14 protein-coding genes are annotated in these 17,358 nt (G+C 64.2%); 7 read left to right on the top strand and 7 right to left on the bottom strand.

The window, feature by feature from the left end; genetic code table 11:
• Positions 1 to 104: 104 nt before the first annotated feature.
• Positions 105 to 1,229 carry an aromatic ring-hydroxylating dioxygenase subunit alpha gene (locus tag AB4Z44_RS04800; RefSeq protein ID WP_404712929.1) on the top strand — a complete coding sequence of 375 codons (1,125 nt, stop codon included), beginning with the start codon at positions 105 to 107 and terminating at the stop codon, positions 1,227 to 1,229.
• 519 nt (positions 1,230 to 1,748) lie between these two features.
• Here the strand turns inward: AB4Z44_RS04800 and AB4Z44_RS04805 are convergent.
• From AB4Z44_RS04805 to AB4Z44_RS04825, 5 genes are read right to left on the bottom strand one after another with little or no spacing between them, the layout of a single operon-like run.
• Entirely contained in the window at positions 1,749 to 2,180 is a 432-nt protein-coding gene (locus tag AB4Z44_RS04805; RefSeq protein WP_404712930.1) for a spore coat U domain-containing protein, read from the bottom strand.
• Positions 2,181 to 2,182: 2 nt separating this feature from the next.
• Positions 2,183 to 4,585: a fimbria/pilus outer membrane usher protein gene (locus tag AB4Z44_RS04810; protein WP_404712931.1), complete on the bottom strand. Its 2,403-nt coding sequence runs from the start codon at positions 4,583 to 4,585 to the stop codon at positions 2,183 to 2,185.
• The gene (locus AB4Z44_RS04815; protein ID WP_404712932.1) at positions 4,569 to 5,330 is read right to left on the bottom strand and encodes a molecular chaperone; all 762 of its coding nucleotides are present in this window, start codon (positions 5,328 to 5,330) and stop codon (positions 4,569 to 4,571) included. Before AB4Z44_RS04815 ends, AB4Z44_RS04810 begins: the two co-directional genes overlap by 17 nt.
• A gap of 12 nt (positions 5,331 to 5,342) precedes the next feature.
• Positions 5,343 to 5,864, bottom strand: coding sequence for a spore coat U domain-containing protein (locus AB4Z44_RS04820; RefSeq protein ID WP_404712933.1), 522 nt, complete (start codon positions 5,862 to 5,864; stop codon positions 5,343 to 5,345).
• Positions 5,865 to 5,866: 2 nt separating this feature from the next.
• Positions 5,867 to 6,352, bottom strand: coding sequence for a spore coat U domain-containing protein (locus AB4Z44_RS04825; protein ID WP_404712934.1), 486 nt, complete (start codon positions 6,350 to 6,352; stop codon positions 5,867 to 5,869).
• An 800-nt stretch (positions 6,353 to 7,152) separates the two neighbouring features.
• Between AB4Z44_RS04825 and AB4Z44_RS04830 the strand changes: the two genes are divergently transcribed.
• Entirely contained in the window at positions 7,153 to 8,061 is a 909-nt protein-coding gene (locus AB4Z44_RS04830) for an SDR family NAD(P)-dependent oxidoreductase (RefSeq protein WP_404712935.1), read from the top strand.
• 183 nt (positions 8,062 to 8,244) lie between these two features.
• Here the strand turns inward: AB4Z44_RS04830 and AB4Z44_RS04835 are convergent, their stop codons facing one another.
• Positions 8,245 to 8,976 (bottom strand): HD domain-containing protein, encoded by a 732-nt coding sequence (locus AB4Z44_RS04835; protein WP_404712936.1) that lies wholly within the window; start codon positions 8,974 to 8,976, stop codon positions 8,245 to 8,247.
• A 170-nt stretch (positions 8,977 to 9,146) separates the two neighbouring features.
• Between AB4Z44_RS04835 and AB4Z44_RS04840 the strand changes: the two genes are divergently transcribed.
• From AB4Z44_RS04840 to AB4Z44_RS04855, 4 genes are all read left to right on the top strand, one after another.
• Complete coding sequence (locus AB4Z44_RS04840) at positions 9,147 to 9,683, top strand: YfiR family protein (protein WP_404712937.1); 537 nt, start codon at positions 9,147 to 9,149, stop codon at positions 9,681 to 9,683.
• Complete coding sequence (locus tag AB4Z44_RS04845; RefSeq protein WP_404712938.1) at positions 9,680 to 11,395, top strand: ATP-binding protein; 1,716 nt, start codon at positions 9,680 to 9,682, stop codon at positions 11,393 to 11,395. The genes AB4Z44_RS04840 and AB4Z44_RS04845 overlap by 4 nt, the downstream gene beginning before the upstream one ends.
• Before the next feature lie 98 nt (positions 11,396 to 11,493).
• On the top strand, positions 11,494 to 12,849 hold the full coding sequence (locus AB4Z44_RS04850; protein ID WP_404712939.1) for an MFS transporter: 1,356 nt from the start codon (positions 11,494 to 11,496) through the stop codon (positions 12,847 to 12,849).
• 60 nt (positions 12,850 to 12,909) lie between these two features.
• Positions 12,910 to 13,518 carry a MarR family winged helix-turn-helix transcriptional regulator gene (locus AB4Z44_RS04855; RefSeq protein WP_404712940.1) on the top strand — a complete coding sequence of 203 codons (609 nt, stop codon included), beginning with the start codon at positions 12,910 to 12,912 and terminating at the stop codon, positions 13,516 to 13,518.
• Between the two features lie 122 nt (positions 13,519 to 13,640).
• On the opposite strand, the gene AB4Z44_RS04860 is transcribed toward AB4Z44_RS04855, so the two are convergent.
• Entirely contained in the window at positions 13,641 to 14,156 is a 516-nt protein-coding gene (locus AB4Z44_RS04860; protein WP_404712941.1) for a 2,4'-dihydroxyacetophenone dioxygenase family protein, read from the bottom strand.
• Between the two features lie 254 nt (positions 14,157 to 14,410).
• Between AB4Z44_RS04860 and AB4Z44_RS04865 the strand changes: the two genes are divergently transcribed.
• Positions 14,411 to 17,314: a TonB-dependent receptor domain-containing protein gene (locus AB4Z44_RS04865; protein ID WP_404712942.1), complete on the top strand. Its 2,904-nt coding sequence runs from the start codon at positions 14,411 to 14,413 to the stop codon at positions 17,312 to 17,314.
• The last annotated feature ends 44 nt before the right edge of the window (positions 17,315 to 17,358 follow it).

Here is a 17,358-nt window from a genome sequence, read left to right on the forward strand (position 1 = left end):
GACGATATTGATCGGGGATCGTCGCGGGTGCAGGGTCCAGGCCCAAGAGGAGACCGATCATCGCCACCGCATTCGACCTGCCCGATCACGATCCGGAAGCGGGCATGAGCCTGCCGGCATGGCTCTATTCGGACCCCGAATATTTCCAGGTCGAGCTGGCGCGCGTGATCCGTCCGTCATGGCAGGTGGTGTGCCACGAGAGTGACGTGTCGGGCGCGGGCGACTGGCATGGCCTCGATTATGCCGGCGAGAGCGCGATCGTCATGCGCGGGCAGGACGGCATCGTGCGCGCGTTCCACAATGTCTGCCGCCATCGCGGCGCGCGCATCTTCGACGGCGCAGGCGGCTGCGCTGCGCGGATCGTCTGTCCCTATCATGCGTGGAGCTATGGCCAGGACGGGCGGCTGACCGGGGTGCCGATGCGATCGACCTACGATCCGCAAGCGCTGGCGGGGCTGACCCTGACACCGATCGAGCTGGAAATCTGGCAGGGCTTCATCTTCATCCGTCTCGAAGGCGGTGGGCCCAGTGTCGCCGAGATGATGTCGCCCTATACGCATGAGGTCGAGCCATATCGTTTCCCCGAACTGAAGGCGCTCGGCCGCGTCACGCTGCGCCCGCGTGACGTGAACTGGAAGAATATCGCCGACAATTATTCGGACGGGCTCCACATCCAGGTCGCGCATCCCGGCCTCAAGCGGCTGATGGGCGACGGCTATGGCGTCGAATCCGAGGAATGGGTCGACAAGATGTGGGGCGATCTGCTCGACCGGCGATCGGCCAATATCTCCGAGCGGGCCTATCTCCATTTCCTGCCCGAAGTGCCGCATCTGCCGCCCGAACGGCAGCGGCTGTGGACCTATTTCAAGCTCTGGCCCAACGTCGCGTTCGATATCTATCCCGATCAGGTCGATTTCATGCAGTTCCTGCCGGTCTCGCCGACCGAGACGCTGATCCGCGAGATCAGCTATGTCCTGCCCGACGATCGACGCGAGATGCGCGCGGCGCGCTATCTCAATTGGCGCATCAACCGACAGGTCAATGCCGAGGACACCGATCTCGTCGCACGGGTGCAGGCGGGCATGGGCTCGTCGAGCTTCTCGGTCGGGCCGCTGAGCCGCGAGGAAGTGGCGCTGCGGCGTTTTGCCGGCCGGGTGCGGGAACTTATCCCGGAGACACGGTTGCATCAGCCGCCCGCGCCGGGGTGGAGTGCGCGGTATCGCGGTTAGAATAGCGCCGGCGCCCCTGCCTTGCCGGTCATCCAAAGGCCTCCGCAAATGGGCTCGTGTGTCGTGATCAGCGCAGCTTGGTATCCAGCTCCACCTAGCCTTGTCGGACTCAGCCCCTTCACATGGCTTCGGCTCGGACCGACGCCTCTAAACTGGATCTTAACGTAATCGTCTCAGGCCTGTCGCTTGCGACGTGGATCCTGGATGCGCCATTTTATTGCCTACGGCCTGCTCATCGCGACGCTTGCTGATCCGGCGAGCGGGGTTGCTGCGGTTGCGTCGGCCAGTTTCACCGTGGGAGCGACCGTCGAAGCGAGCTGCTCAATCGCGGCGAAGAGGTTGTTGGAACAGCCGCAGGATGTAATCCGGTCTCCATTCCAGGCCTGTGGGTCTGTGTCCCCAAACCAAACGAATAGGATCCCGGCGCGTCAACCGCAGATTTCCCTGGTTCGCGATCCGGCCGCAGGCGTCACCAGGCTCACAATCGAATTCTGATCTGCGAAGAGTGGTCTCGCTTGCTCAGAAGGTTATCGTCATCACCGGCATGTCGAAAAAGGAGCCCGGTACCACGGCTTGCCGCGCCGGAATGCGGCCATAGATCGGATAGGTCTGGCGCCTGCTGCCCGCCCCCGAAATCACCGAGGACCCGCCATTCCCATCGCCCCAGGATTGGCTGTGGCCCGCATCGAGGAACAGCTGATAGTGCAGGACACCGTTTCCGCCGATCATCGTGCGCTGGGAATCGCCGCTGCTGCCCGCCCCCAACGCGATGACATAGCCGGCGTCGCCGTCGGGATAGGTGCACTCTACGGAAATCGCGCCGGCCGAATCGGCGGGGGTCGGTGAGGTTGGATTGTAGATGCCGAACGTGATGCCCGCGGTCGAGACCGTGCAGGCGGCAGGCGTTGCCGCGGGAGCGAACAGGCCTGCCGCACACAGAAAAAGCGCCACCTTCACTGTGCCGCTTCGAGGCACATGAGCGGCCCGATCGTCGGAATGTCGCCTGGGACGGGACGATAATCGAAAACGACAGAGCAGCGCCGTCCGTCGGGCTTGTTGACAGTCAGGCGATTGCGCGCCGCCAGGTCCTGAATATAGGTCGCGCCGTCGTACCCGACGGGAGCAGCGGCCCCGGAACTCTCCAGCACCGCCGTGCTTCCCAGCGCCAACGGCACGCCGGCATCGTCGACCAGTTTCAACAATGCGGCGTGACTGGCCTTGATGGGGAACCGCACGACGACCCCCGACCGATCCTGCGGTCGCACGTCGCGGGTGACGTATCCGATCGTGGCGTCGGCCGGCACGTCGGTCGGCTCGATCGCGAGGTGGTTGATGTCGAATGACCGCAGATCGGGCACCAGCAGGCGCCCGGCCCCGTTGGTGACACCGATCACGCGGTTCTCGTACAGGACGTGGACGTGGCCCGTGCCATTGGTGTCCACGATCGCGAAGCTGTCGTCGATCGGCCCGGCTGCGATGAGGCGGCCATCCATCGCCGACACGGAGCCCTGAAGTTCGGCGCGAGCCGAAGTCTGGCCCCTGAACTGATCGACGCCCGCGGTGATCAGGCCGACGGGCGAGCGGTATTGCGCCTGGGCGAAGCGATGCGCGCTCTCGCCTTCCAGCGCGTAGAATTGGTACCCCCATTCGCCGGTTGATATCGCCGATCGCTGGACCTGAGCCTGGGCATAGCCTTTGCCAGAGGACCGTCCGACGCTCACTCCGCCTGAGCTGCGAGCACCGAGCGGCATCGACAACCCCACGATAAATCCCTTTGCATTTGCGCTCGCGAAATCGCGGTATCCGGTGACGGTGAAAGAAAGCCGGCCCAGCGGCAGGGCGTAGGTGCCAGTCAGGATGTGGGCGCGCTCGACCGCCTGGGCATAGGTGACACCATTGAAAGAGGATGCCGCGGCGGCGGCATAAGGCTGGATTGCGAGATCCTGCGCGTCCCGATCAATTGCAGCATAGGCCACGCTCGCCGTTCCATAGCGGCCGAGCACCAGCCCACCGCTGATGCGCAACTCCAGCCGTGGAACCGGGTCGCCACTCATCGCGGCCACGTCGCGGAACATGCAACTCGCGACGCTTGCCGATGCCGCAAAGCTGAACCTCCGGTCGACCCGCTGGATTCCCGCGGTGGCCAGGGCGCCGTGCTGCCCCGAGCCGGAACTCATCGCGAAGGCGCCGTGCAGGACGGCGATGTTTCCCACCATCGTCACCAGACCGCCGCCGAGCATGACGACGCCCGCCGTCGCTTCACCGGTGGCTTCCAGCGTCAGCCGGTCAGTCAACCCGCGCCGGTAACTGGCGATCGCGGCCACCGGGCCATAATCGTTGCTCAGAAGCGACCAGTTGCGCCGCACCGCGCCGATCTGCGCCGAGAAGGATTGCAGATGCGGCGCTAGCAGCGAGGAACTCGCGTAGAACGGCAGCGAGGCGACCACCTGCCGCCCCAGCGCATTGGTCAGCGTGACCGTGATGTCGCCGGCCCCGGTAACCACGGGGAGTTGCGGGATCTGGAACGGGCCCGGATCGATCGCGCGACTGAGCACCCTGACGCCCCCTGCCAGAACATCAAGCGTCGATGGCGCCGAAGCGGAGCCCGTTATCGTCGGAAGGGGAAATGTCACCAAATCGGGCCGGATGCTGAAGTCGGTGGCGACCTGCAGACCGCCCATGCGGACAGCCCGCGACCAGCTGAGCCCGCCGCTGATGAAATCGCCGGCGCGATACCGGCGAAGCGCGTTGGTGTCGTAAATTGTGTAGGCGGAATCCAGCCGCACCACGGAAGCCCGGCCCGACGTGGAGCCGCTACGGGCGGCCACCATGAAGGTCGAGGTTGCCAAACCGCGAGGCGAGAACAGCCGCACGTCCAGCAGGCCGCTACCTGCCGCGTTGCCACCAGCGACCGTGGCGTTGACGTCATAGTTCACCGTAACGCCGGAGGCGCTGTCGACCGGCACGTCCGGTGCCGTTCCGTCAGGCTTCAGGACGTGAGGTTCGAGGCTGACATCCGACGCAGTGGCGTAGAGCGCCTGGTTCGGTTGATCGATGCGCCACGAGACGCCGGGCAGGTCGGACAAGGCGATGAGCCCGTCCGACCCGACCCGCACACTATCGGGAACATGAAAACCAAGCGCCCGCAATTCGGTGGCAGATGCCAGCAAAGCCCCATCGCGCAGCGTGAACTCGCCGAGCTTGTCGATCGCGCGCCCGTTGACGTGTATGTCGAGCAGGAGGGCTTCCTCGGAGGCCCGGGCGGCGCCCGCTGCGCCAAACATCAGCATGAGGCAGATCGCCAGGCCGACCAGACGGGCGCCAATCGATCGATGGCCGTCAGGAGCCTGCGGCACCGGCCAGATTCTGATCGACGGTGCCGCCGTCGATGCGCGCAGTCAGGTGAAGATCTCCAGCCGGGATCGCTCCGGGTGCCGCTCCGGTGACATGCCACCGGCGCGTGGCGCCGGCCAGGATATAGGGCGAGGCGTTGACGTCTGTCTTCAGGGCCACACCGGTCGCGGTGGTCAAGGTGATGTCGCGGTAGGCTTCGTGGCGGGAGCCATCATTGACCGCGACCAGATAATTCTCCCCAGCCGAGCGCTCCATGTGGAAGCGCACGTGCGAAGCAACCCGCTCCGCGGGCTCGGCGAAGATCGGGATCGACAGGCGCAGCGCAATCTTGACCGTTCCCGGAGCCGCCGCCGCCGTGGGAATCTGATCGACCAGAATTCGATAGGTCAGCTCCTGCCCCTGCGGCTGGCGCTTAAGGACGAGGCGGAGCACCTGCGCCGCCGATGGCGCCACCGTCGCCAGCGGCGGGCTTACGATGACATCGCTGGTGGGGACCAGGACCTGGGATCCATCGCTCTGGTTCCAGGCGTAGACGCGGACCTGAACCGCCGTTTCGGTCTCACCCTGGTTGATGATGGTCAGGCTGGCGGACTTCTGTCCCGCAGCCATCTGGACCGTCACCGGAAGCACGGTCAGCGACTGCGCCGTCGCGCGGCCGGCGCCCAAAGCCAAAAGGGAGGCAGCGATCATGCTGGAGGCGGCGCACATGCTCCGGCGGACCGGCGCGCGGGATTTGTTGATGATCATGGTTTTCCTCGTTCAGTAGGTGAGAGTAGCGGTGATCGTGTCGCTATAGGCACCGGGCGTGCTGCCCTGGCCGGCCGGCACCCTTCCGTAGATCGTCAGGATCTGCCCGGAGCCGGTACCGACCCCGGGGTAGGTGTCGGTACCGATGGTGTTGCCCCAATTGGCCGAATAGCCTGCGTCGCGGAACATCTGGTAGCTCAGCGTGGCTGCGCCGGGGCCCATCATGTTGCGGGTCGTCGTCGTCGCACCGTTGCCGGTGCCTGCACTCAGGCCGACCGTGAACGAGGTCGAGTTGGTGCAGGTGACTGAAAGGCTGCCCGTCGCAGTGAGCGTCGCTCCGGTGTAGGTCCCGAAAGCGATGTTGCTGGCGCTCATCGAGCAGGCGGCCTGGACCGTGGCCGAAACCGGGAAGGTTGTGGTCGTGGTGGCCGCGTCAGCCGGGCTGGCCACCGACATGGCTCCAGTGAAGGAAACTCCAATCAGCGCGATCATCATGGCGCGCGGGTGCGCCTGGCGGCGAGTGTGCTTCGTCATGATTAGTAGCTCACTGTTACGGTGATGGTGTCAGAATAGGAGCCTGCCGGCGGCGTCTGGCCGGCGGGAACCAAGCCGTAGACCGTCAGCGACTGCGCCGTGCCGGACCCGGTTCCCGCCACGGTGTCGGTCCCGGCCGTCTGGCCCCAGTTGCTGGTGTGGCCGCCGTCCCGGTACAGCCCGTAGCCGAGGGTCGCCGCAGCCGGACCGGTCATCTTGCGGCTGGTTACGGTGGCACCGGTGGCGGTGCCGGCATCGAGGCCAACCGCATAGCCCGTGGTGTTGGTGCAGGTTATCGAGAGGCTCGAGGTGCTCACCAGCTGCACGCCGGTATAGGCGCCGAAGGCCATATTGGTGGCCGATACCGAGCACGTCGCCTGGACATTCGCTGTCACGTTGAACGAGCTGGTGACGGTTGTGGCGACTGCCGGCACCGCAACGAGGGCGCCGGCCATCGTGGCCGCCACTAAAGGCGCAAACTTTGTCATAATTTCCCCTTCTTGTAGGAATTAATTGGTGGGATCGGGGGGCGTTGGTATTCGCCGCGCCGGGTTCCCTGAATGCGAATGCGATTGCAGAAACGGCCTTTTTGGAGCCGGCAGCAAAGACGGCCTCACAACCGCAAACCGCACGGCGGGGAGCTGTCTAAACTTGCGTAATTCTTGATTCTTGGCAAATTGGCGTAATTTCATTTCACGGCCGGTCGCTGTGATCCTTGAGGTCATCGGATATGCCAAGTCAAAAATCGGCGATGTCCGTAGATTCCCGTACATCGTATGAATCAGGTTATTATCCATGTCATATCAACAGGATATAAAGGTGACTTTTGTTATATATTACCTTGAGACAGAAATGATCCATGTCATTGCGTGTTCGATGCCGCCGGTACCCATCTTCAACTATGTCATACGCGATCGATAAAATTTTCCGCGGTGATGTGTTCATCGAAACGGCCGCGTGATCGCAGGCGGGGACGGGCTCGTCGGGCTTCTCCGTCGGCCGCCAGGCCACGATGATGTCTCGCGGCGTCGTTTCGCAGGGCGGTTGTGCGAGCTCGCTCGGGAGACGCGGCTGCGTCAGCCGCCTGCAGCGGGGTGGAGTGGGCGATATCGGGGGGTAATTAGTCATTCCTGCCCATCCCTGAGCAGCCATTTCGACAACCTCAGTCCTTCCTCAGGATGAGCGGGTGTGATTTAACGCGTGATCTCCCACGCGCCGACGCATCAGGCTTGCATCGTCCGGCCGCCATGGCCACCAACGGGCCAGATCAAAACGGAGAGGCTGACCCATGCAGGACTTCAACGGCCAGATCGCGTTCATCACCGGCGGCGCCTCGGGGGCCGGCCTGGGCCAGGCGCAGGTGTTCGGTCGCGCGGGCGCCAGGATCGTCATCGCCGATGTTCGCGCGGAGGCGATCGAAACGGCGCTGGCCGCGCTGGCGGGGGAGGGGATCACCGCGCACGGTATCGTCCTCGATATCATGGATCGCGAAGCCTATGCCCGCGCCGCCGACGAGGTCGAACAGGTGTTCGGCGCGCCACCGACCTTGCTGTTCAACACCGCCGGCGTGAACAGCTTCGGGCCGGTCGAGAAGACCACCTACGCGGATTTCGACTGGATCGTCGGCGTCAATCTGGGCGGCGTGATCAACGGCATGGTCACCTTCGTGCCGCGCATGATCGCGGCGGGGAAGCCGGGGCATATCGTCACCGTTTCGTCGATGGGCGGGCTGCAGGGCAGCGCGATCGCGGCACCCTATTCGGCGGCCAAGGCGGCGGTGGTCAATTTGATGGAGAGCTACCGCGCCGGCCTCGCCCAATACGGGATCGGCGTGTCGGTGGTGTGCCCGGCCAATATCAAAACCAACATCGCCGAGGCGAGCAGGCTACGACCCGCCCAGTTCGCCGGCAGTGGCTATGTCGAGAACGAGGCCTCGATTGCCTCGCTCCATTCGATCCATGCCCACGGCATGGAGCCGATCGAGCTGGCCGAGCATGTGAAGGCCGCGATCGAGCAGAACCAGCTTTACGTCATCCCTTACCCCGAGGCGAAGGAGCAGCTGCGCCGGCATTATGACGAAATCGTCGATGCTGTGCTGCCGATGGAAGCCGATCCCGAAGGGGCGAGGAAGCGGACCGAGGCGCTACGCAACTGGGCGGCTGATCGCGCGCGGGTGTTTCAGAAGAGCGAGGGCTAGCGCGGGGGTTTTAAGTTAATCGTCATTCCCGCGAAGGCGGGAATCCATATCCTCTGAAGCAACCCAACAATTCGAAACGTTAGAGAATTTGGATTCCCGCCTTCGCGGGAATGACGGTAATGAATTTTACCGAACACATCTGTTGTATGCGCTCAGAACGAACCGGACAAACCCATAGATTTCCTACAAAAAGTTGTTCGGCCAGATCATCGTGCGCCACATGTGCGCGACCGGGCTGCCGTCGAAGCCGAGGCCTTCCTCGGGCTCCTTGAAGTGGCGGCCGATGATGTCGGTGAATATCTCGGGATCGAACGCCGCCACGTCGTCGAAGAAATACAGGTCGTACAGCGTCACCAGCCGTGAACTCATGTACCAGCGATGGTTGCGGGCATATTCGGCGTCGCGGCGGATATATTCGGGCGGCACGTAATCGGGGCCGAAGAACTGGCGATAGCTGTCGGGATACTGGTAGCCCACGCTCTCGTCGGCGAAATACCGCAAGGGCTGGTGATATTTGACCGCCCAGGCGATCTCCTCGCTGACATAAGGCGCGATCATCTGTGCGCCCCAATAGCCATGGTCGGCGCGCACGAAGCAGCCGTTCGAGATATCGTGGAGCAGGCAGGCCAGTACGATCTTCTCATCCATGCCCTCGTCCAGCGCGCGCTTGGCGCTGGTGGTGAGGTGGCGGATCGTGATGTCGCCGAAGCGGTAGCGGAAGAAATCGACCAGCTTGGGCCGTTCGGGCATGCGCCGCAGCGCCGGATTGTCGCCCATCATGAAGACATGATCGGCGTCCATCCGCGCGAGCATCTCCATCTCGATCTCGGGCGCGCCGGTGCCGATCCGCCCGACAGGCGCGGGGATGATCATCCGTTCGCGCCCCTGCTGCGGCCAGGGCCGTTCGTCGTCCATGCGTTGCTCCATCTCCGTTACCGCGCACGAACATCATCGATGGCGGGCGGGTCAAGCGGCGATTGGACAAATCAGGCTGCGGAGCGGGAACCTCCCGACGCGCACGCCGTTATCGGACCGCTGGCGAAACAATATGGCCGGGCTCGCCGGGCAAGGAGCGTTTGAGGGATATGGCGATCGTGCGCCGTCTGATGCGGACCGCGCTGGCGATCGGCGCGGCCAGTTCGGTTTCGGTCGCGGCGGCCGCGCAATCGCCCGAAACTATCGTCAAGGCGAACTACCTCACCAAATTCGCGCTGTTCATCGATTGGCCCGCGCGCAGCTTCGCCGCACCCGATAGCCCGTTCAGGATCTGCGTGAGCGGTACCGATCCGTTCGGCGCCGCGCTGGCCGACGCGGTAAAGGGGCAGCAGGTGCAGGGTCACCCCGTTACGATCGAGCATCCCGACGCGGCGACGATGGGGCAATGCCATATCCTGTTCGTCGGTCCGGGTTCAGAAAGCCCCCCGGCAGAGATAATCCACACGATGCACGGCCATCCGGTATTGACCGTCACCGACAACGATCAGGATTTCCCCGGCAGCATCATCGCCTTCATGACGCTCGACGGGCGGGTGCGTTTCGCCGTCGATGCCGCGGCCGCCGAGCAAAGCGGGTTGCAGATCAGCTCCAAGCTGCTCGAGCTTGCCGTGAAGGTGGCGCGATGACGGTGCGGCGCAGGGTCTGGGATCGGCTCGGCTGGTTTCTCGCCGGCAGTCCGCTGATCGCGCTCGGCATCGCCGCGGCGCTGCTCGCGGCAGGCGTGTTGGCGGCGCTCCATGGCGAGAATCAGGCGCGCTCCAGCCATATTCATGCGCAGACGGTGCAGGCGCGAATTCTCGCCGGCAGCGTCGCGGGGGCGTTGGCGTTCGACGATGCCGAAGCGATGCGCGATTATCTGGAGGCGTTGCGCGCCAATCCCGAGATCGATGCGGCCGGCGTCTACGCGCTCGACGGTCACCGCATCGCGAGCTTCGGCCGCAACGGCGCCGCTGCGCCCGATCGCGCGGTGCCGGCAGCGCCGCATTTCGTCGGCGGCGATCTCATCGTGAACGAGCCGGTCGTGCAGAACGGGGTCGCGCTCGGCGCGGTCTATCTGCGTGCGTCGGTCGAGCCGTGGACGCGACGGATGATGCGCTACAGCGGGGTGGCCGCGATCATCGTCATGGCCTGCCTGCTCCTGGCCGTACTGGGCGCCTCCTATGCGCAGTTGAGCGAGGCCAATCAGCGGCTCCAGGAAGAGGCCGAAAGCCGGCGGCAGGCGGAAGAAGCCTTGCGCCAGTCGCAGAAGATGGAGGCGATGGGCCAGCTCACCGGTGGGGTCGCGCATGATTTCAACAACCTGCTGATGGTCGCGTCGAGCGGGCTCGAACTGATGGACCGTACGGACGATCCCACGCGCCGGGAACGGCTGCGGCAGGGGATAAGGCAGGCGATCGATCGCGGCACCAAGCTCACCCAGCAATTGCTGACCTTCGCGCGGCGATCGCCTTTGAAACCCGAGGTGATCGATCTGCGCGAGCGGATCGAAAGCCTTCACGATCTGATCGCGCGCTCGCTGCGGGAGGATATCGCGGTCGAATATAGCATGCCGGCGGGGTTGTGGCCGATCGAGGTCGACGGGTCGCAACTCGATGTCGCGATCCTCAACATCGCGGTCAACGCGCGTGACGCGATGCCCGATGGCGGAATGCTGATCGTGTCCGCCCGCAACGTGCCGGCGACGAACGCGGGCGAGGTGGACCGGGTGCGCCTGTCGTTGCGCGACAGTGGCAGCGGCATGCCGCCCGAACTGATCGAAAAGGTCTTCGAACCCTTCTTCACCACCAAGCCGGCCGGGCATGGCACCGGGCTGGGTCTGAGTCAGGTCTATGGCTTCGTCCACGGTTCGGGCGGATCGATCGCGATCGAGAGCAAGCTGGGGGAGGGGACGACCGTCAACCTGCTCCTGCCGCGCTGCGCGCGCGCACCGGTCGAACCGCGGGCGGATGCGGCGGCCATGCCGGAGATCGGGCAGGCGCGGGTGTTGATCGCCGAAGATGACGATGCCCTCGCCGATCTCGTGACCGGGCTGGTGCGCGAGCTGAATTGCGAACCGCACCGCGTCGGAACCGCGATGGCGGCGCTGGCTCTGCTGGAGGAAGGCGAGCATTTCGATATCGTGCTGTCGGATATGGTGATGCCGGGCTTCATGGGCGGGCTCGATCTGGCGCGCCGGATCGCCGAACATTGGCCCGATCTGCCGGTCGTGCTGATGACCGGCTATTCCGCCGCTGCGGCTGCTGCCGGGGAGGAGGGCTTCCAGCTCCTGCTCAAGCCCTACACGATCGAGCAGCTCGGCCGGGCGCTCGCCGCCGCGCGGGGGCGTCGCGCGACCTGATTTGCTGCACGGCTCTTCCAACGCCGCGTCACATAGATTGCTACCTAATCGCTGCGCCCCTATCGCTGGCATCAGCCAGTGCCGGAGAGAGGGAATTCATGGCCATTGCGCCGCGTACGATCGATGTCGCGAAGCTGATCGAGGAGCGCAAGCTCGGCGGCTTCAATTACAAATTGATCATCATCTCATGGCTGATCACGGCGTTCGACGGCTTCGATCAGATGATGATCAGCTATACCGCGCCCTATATCCGCGATCAGTTCCATCTCTCTCCGACGCAGCTGAGCTGGGTCTTTTCGGCCGGTACGGCGGGCATGATGGCGGGCGGCTTCTTCTTCGCCTGGCTCGCCGACGTGATCGGCCGGCGGCCGACGATCGTTGCGGCGGCGTTCACGTTCGGCGTGCTGACGATCGCGACCGCGCTGGCGCAGACCCTGCCGCAGTTCATCGTCCTGCGCTTCCTCAACGGGCTCGCCATCGGCGGGATGCTGCCCTTGTCCTGGGCGCTCAACATCGAGTTCGTGCCGGGCCGGTTCCGCTCGACCGTCGTGACGGTGATCATGATGGGGTACAGCATCGGCACGGCCAGCGCCGGCCCGCTCACCAACTGGATCGCGCCCCATCATGGCTGGGAAGGGGTCTATGTCGTCGGCGGCGTCGGTACGCTCGTCTGCGCCGTGCTGCTGCTCGCCTATCTCCCCGAATCGGCGCGCTTCCTCGTCACGCGCGGGCTCCGGCCCGACAAGGTGGCGGTGATCCTCAACCGGATCGATCCCGCGATCGGCGCGACCCCGGCCGACACCTTCACCCTGGGCGACGAGGCGCATGGCGGGGCCGGTTTCCATGTCCGCCAATTGTTCAAGGGCGATCTGGCCAAGATCACGCCATTGCTGTGGCTCGGCTACATCGCCAGCAGCCTGGCGGTCTATTTCTGGTCCTCGTGGGGGCCGCTCGTGCTCGAATCGCTCGAGTTTCCGCGCAAGACGGCGGCGCTCGTTTCCTCGCTGAGCGGCGTGCTCGGTGCGGTCGGCGGCCTGTTGCTGATGCGCTTCACCGATCGGCGCGGGCCGCGCATGGTGGCCTTCTATCCGACGCTCGCCGTGCCGGTGCTGCTCGTCATGGGCATGGGGCTCGTCTCGCACGACTGGTTCCTGCCCGTGCAGGTCGTGGCCGCGTTGCTGGTGAGCGGCGCGCATTTCGGCATCCATTCGATCGCGGGCATCTTCTATCCGAGCGCGATCCGCGCGAGCGGTGCCGGCTGGGCGACCTCGGTAGCCAAGGTCGGTGCGGTGCTGGGGCCGCTGCTCGGAGGCTATATCCTCGCCAGCGGGATGCCGGTGATCCGCAGCTACACTTTGCTGGCGGCGTGCCCCGTGATCCTGGCGCTCTCGGCGCTCGCGATTGGTGCCGTCGTGAGCAAGCGGCCGCGGTCTGCCACCACCATCAGCTCCTGATCGGGTGAAGCGCTTGTCCCAGATCCGACCTTGTTTCGGGCGGCCAAAGGGGGGTATTCCTTGTCCTATGATACGGACCATCGCCAGGTGACAGGCGGACCGCGCTCGGAAAAGAGACGAGGCCCGCGCGGAACCGATTCAGCGGGCAGGGCGCCGCCGCCCGATGGCGGCTACGACACCGACGTCTCGAACCGTCACCTGATCAGCTATCACGAGCAATTCGGCGACGGCAGCGAGAATGACGGTTTCTACAATGCGACGCGCGCTATGGTCGTCGCCGCGCGGCGCTGGCGCAAGCTTGCCAACGAACGGGTCAAGGCGGTCGGCCAGACGATGGCGCGCTGGGAGACCTTGTTCCTCGTCGCCTTCGCCGATGTCGATCTCACGCAGAGCGAACTCGCCCGCCTGATCTCGGTCGAAGGGCCGACGATGGTGCGCATGCTCGATGTGCTGGCGCGCGATGGGTTGATCGAGCGCAGCCAGAGCGAGAGCGACCGCCGCGTCACGATCAACCGCATCACCCCGGCCGGGCTGCAGGTGATCGCCCAGATCATGGGCGTCACCAACAATCTGCGGCGCGAATTGTTGAGCGATATCGATCCGGAGCGGCTGGCGATCTGCGTCGATGTGCTCAACCAGATATTGGGCCGGCTCGACGAAATGCGGTGATCTTCCAGGCCGCCACCCTGGACTTGTTTCAGGGTCCACCAAGCGTGCTGCACTGTCCGAGCAAGTTGTTTGGTGGATGCTGAAACGAGTTCAGCATGACGGCGGAATGAGCCGGTCGCGACTTACTTCATGAACAGCTTTTCATTGATCGGCAGGCCGTTCGTCTCGCAATATTCGGTATAATGCTTGATGAACCAGAAGACGTCGATCGTCTCCAGATGGTTGCCGTCCTCGTCGAAATGCTCGGCACAGCCCTGCATCCAGCCGAACAATTTCACGCCGTCGGGATGATCGGTGACGAGGGTGTGCGCCTGGCCCGGCGTCTCGGTGATGAAGTCGCCCGGGCCGGCGACCCAATCATATTCCAGATAGCGGCAGCTGCCTTCGAGGCACAGCATCAGCACCGTGCCGTGATGCTTGTGCGTGCCGATCATGCCGGGTTCCTTGATCCACAGCACGTTGCCATACCAATTGCCGCGCACGTCGAACGCCATGTGGCGGATCGCGGCCTTGTCGCCATAGGGAACCCACGGCAATTCGCTCTCGCTGGCGCCGAGGCAATCACCCTCGACCCCGAAGCGCTTGGTGATCTCGGCATAGGGATCCGGGATGCTGGTGATCTTGAACGCCGTCGCCATCAATGCTCTCCATTCTCGCGTGTTCGCGGCTATTGCCCCGTAACGACGCCATTCGCTATCCATCGCGGCCGATAAGCGTTCGCCGAGGCGAGGCCAAGCCTCGCAGCTAAGCCATCGCTGTGTGTGCAGAATGCCACGCTCGCAATATTCCGTACCATGCTACAAAAACCTGTAGCGCCCTATCGAAAAATTCTTTAGCCCCCTACCAAATCGAAGCGACGGAAGATCGCGAAACGACCAACAGGGAGAGGGTAATGAGCCTAACCGTCAAGGTGACTCTGCGTCAGGGAGTCGCGCAGCTCGCATTGGGGGCTGCACTGGTGATGCTGGCAGCGCCGACGAGCGCCCAGAATGCGGCGCAACCGGCCGCCACACCGGATGCCGCCGACGCGGCTGAGATCGTCGTGACGGGTTCGCGCCTGGCCACCGGTTTCTCGAGCCCGACGCCGGTCGCCGTGGTCGGCGCTGCGCGCCTCGAGCAACGCGGCATCACCAACGTTGCCGACGCGCTGAACGAAGTTCCGTCCTTCCGTGCATCGAACACGCCCGCCAGCGGCGAACTGGCGCCGACCGCCGGTTATATCGGCGGTCGTATCCTCGATCTGCGCGGCCTCGGCGCGGTACGCACGCTGACCCAGGTCGACAGCATGCGGTTCGTGCCGTCGACGACGCAGGCGACGGTCGACACCAACATGATCCCGTCGATCCTGCTCAGCCAGGCCGAGGTCGTGACCGGCGGCGCGTCCGCACAATATGGATCGGACGCGGTGGCGGGCGTCGTCAACCTTCGCCTCAACCACAAGCTCAACGGCTTCAAATTCTCCGGTACCAGCAGCATCACCCGCTATGGCGACAACAGCGATCCGGTGATCGGGCTGGCCTGGGGCGGGAAGCTTTCGGACACGGTCCACGTCGTGATCGGCGGCGAATATGAGCACGACGCGGGCGTCGGCGATTGCCAGTCGCGCGCTTTCTGCCGCACCAACACGCTCAATTTCGGCCGCAATCCCGGCGTCACCAACATGCCGGCCAACAACATCCTGTCCGGCATCACGCCCTCGACCGTGCCGTTCAACGGCGTCACCACGCCGCCCGCATCGGCCTACACCGGCAAGAATTTCCCGACGCTGCGCCCGATCGACGGCATCACCTTCTCCCCCGACGGTACCCCGCGCCGCTTCCAGTACGGTACGATCTCCAACAATCTGTACATGCAGGGCGGCGAAGGGCAGTCGGACAATATCTATTTCAAGGACCTGTATATCGTCGCGCCGACCGAGCGTTATGCGATCACGGGCATGCTCGACTGGGATGTGACGCCCAGCATCAAGGCATCGGCGATGGTCAATTACGGCCATCTGCGTGCGGAATATACGGCCCAATATTATCGCAATACCGCGATCACGATCCGCAGCGACAATCCGTTCATCCCGCGCTCGGCCGATCCGACGCTCGATATCCCGACGCTTCTGGCGCAAAGCGGGCTGACATCGTTCACCCTCGGCAAGGGCTTTCCCGAGATCGGGCGGACCGGCCTCGTTACCAATGACGATGTCATCCGCGGCGTCGCCAAGCTGAGCGGCGCGCTCGGCGGGAGCTGGAGCTGGGACGCTTATTATCAGTACGGCCACAACAAGTTCCGCGAGGACGTAAACCACGCGATCGTGGCGTCGAAGATCACCAACGCGCTCGACGCAACCAGCGTCAATGGCGTCGCCATCTGCCGCATCAATGCCGATGCGAACCCGAACAACGACGACGCGGCGTGCGTCCCCTACGATCCGTTCGGCCAGAAGGCGGCGAAGAATGCCGCCTCGATCGCCTATTTCACCACCAACGCTTTCCAGACCGCCGTCACCAACGAGCACGTCGTTGCTGCCAACCTGAAGGGCAATCTGTTCAATCTGCCGGCGGGCCCGGTCGCGATCGCGGTCGGCGGCGAATTCCGTTCGGACAAGATTGCAGGCGACACCGACGCCAACTCGAAAAGGCTCGCGCTCTACTCCGCCAACGGATCGATCATCTCGGGCCAGATCCAGGTGGCCGAGGGCTATGTCGAAGGTGAGGTTCCGATCCTCAAGGATGTTCCCTTCTTCGACGAACTGAGCGCAAACGGCGCGGTCCGCCGCACCCACTATAAGCGTTCGGGCACCGGCAATGATTCGTCGGTCAACGTCACCACCTGGAAGGTTGGCGGCGTGTGGGAGCCGATCCCGGCGATCCGCTTCCGCGCGACGAAGTCACGCGACATCCGCGCGCCCAACATCTCCGAACTGTTCGGTCCGACGACGCTCTCCTCGGGCATCGTCAGCGATCCCGTGAAGGGCCAGACCGTCGTCAACATCCATTCGGGTTCAAACCCGAATTTGAAGCCGGAGCAGGCCAACACCTTCACCGCCGGCGTCGTGCTGAAACCGCAGGGCGGGATCCTCGGCCGCTTCCGCGGCTCGGTCGACTGGTACGACATCAACATCAAGGATGCGATCTCGACGCTCGGCCAGCAGAACATCCTGACGCGCTGCTTCCAGGGCGATGCGGTCAGCTGCAGCCTGATCGTGCGGGACTCGAACGGCTTCGCCACCGACGTGACCGACGTGTTGCAGAACGTGAACCGGCTGATCACGCGCGGCATCGACTTCGAGGTCGATTATCGCCAGCCGCTCCAGCAATATGGCAGCCTCGATTTCCGTATCCTCGCCAATTACGTGAAGGACTTCATCACGGTCGACGCGGTCGGCTCGACCAACCGTGCGGGCCAGACCGGCCTGCGCGGCGGCACGCCCCCGGGCCTGCCCGATTGGCAGGTCGACGGGCTCGTGGCGTGGAATTACCAGCGCTTGACCCTCAGCACGCACATCAAGTGGATCAACAAGGGCTTCTACAATGCGGCCTTCGTCGGCCCCGATCAGGCCGGATACAACATCACGCTGACCAACAGCTCCAGCACCAACTCGGTCCCGTCGCGCACCTATGTCGATCTGATGGCGCAATATCGCCTGCCGTTCGGTTCGTCGCACGACATGACCACCTTCATCGGTGTCGACAATGTGTTCAACACCACCCCCCCGCTGAACCCGGGGTCGCATGGCACGGGCAACGACATCCTGTTCAGTCCGCTCGGCACCACCTTCAAATTCGGCGTGCGGATCAATTATTGATGCTTCCTCTCTGGCCGGACACCTTGCAGGGTGTCCGGCCTATT

Source organism: Sphingomonas sp. MMS24-J13, assembly GCF_044905095.1.
GTDB lineage: Bacteria > Pseudomonadota > Alphaproteobacteria > Sphingomonadales > Sphingomonadaceae > Sphingomonas_I.

What these genes read in the sequence shown, in the direction of transcription:
- AB4Z44_RS04800 (WP_404712929.1), top strand. Translation starts at nt 105, where the DNA reads ATGAGCCTGCCGGCATGGCTCTATTCGGACCCCGAATATTTCCAGGTC.
- AB4Z44_RS04815 (WP_404712932.1), bottom strand. Translation starts at nt 5,330, where the DNA reads ATGATCATCAACAAATCCCGCGCGCCGGTCCGCCGGAGCATGTGCGCC.
- AB4Z44_RS04820 (WP_404712933.1), bottom strand. Translation starts at nt 5,864, where the DNA reads ATGACGAAGCACACTCGCCGCCAGGCGCACCCGCGCGCCATGATGATC.
- AB4Z44_RS04825 (WP_404712934.1), bottom strand. Translation starts at nt 6,352, where the DNA reads ATGACAAAGTTTGCGCCTTTAGTGGCGGCCACGATGGCCGGCGCCCTC.
- AB4Z44_RS04830 (WP_404712935.1), top strand. Translation starts at nt 7,153, where the DNA reads ATGCAGGACTTCAACGGCCAGATCGCGTTCATCACCGGCGGCGCCTCG.
- AB4Z44_RS04835 (WP_404712936.1), bottom strand. Translation starts at nt 8,976, where the DNA reads ATGGACGACGAACGGCCCTGGCCGCAGCAGGGGCGCGAACGGATGATC.
- AB4Z44_RS04840 (WP_404712937.1), top strand. Translation starts at nt 9,147, where the DNA reads ATGGCGATCGTGCGCCGTCTGATGCGGACCGCGCTGGCGATCGGCGCG.
- AB4Z44_RS04845 (WP_404712938.1), top strand. Translation starts at nt 9,680, where the DNA reads ATGACGGTGCGGCGCAGGGTCTGGGATCGGCTCGGCTGGTTTCTCGCC.
- AB4Z44_RS04850 (WP_404712939.1), top strand. Translation starts at nt 11,494, where the DNA reads ATGGCCATTGCGCCGCGTACGATCGATGTCGCGAAGCTGATCGAGGAG.
- AB4Z44_RS04860 (WP_404712941.1), bottom strand. Translation starts at nt 14,156, where the DNA reads ATGGCGACGGCGTTCAAGATCACCAGCATCCCGGATCCCTATGCCGAG.
- AB4Z44_RS04865 (WP_404712942.1), top strand. Translation starts at nt 14,411, where the DNA reads ATGAGCCTAACCGTCAAGGTGACTCTGCGTCAGGGAGTCGCGCAGCTC.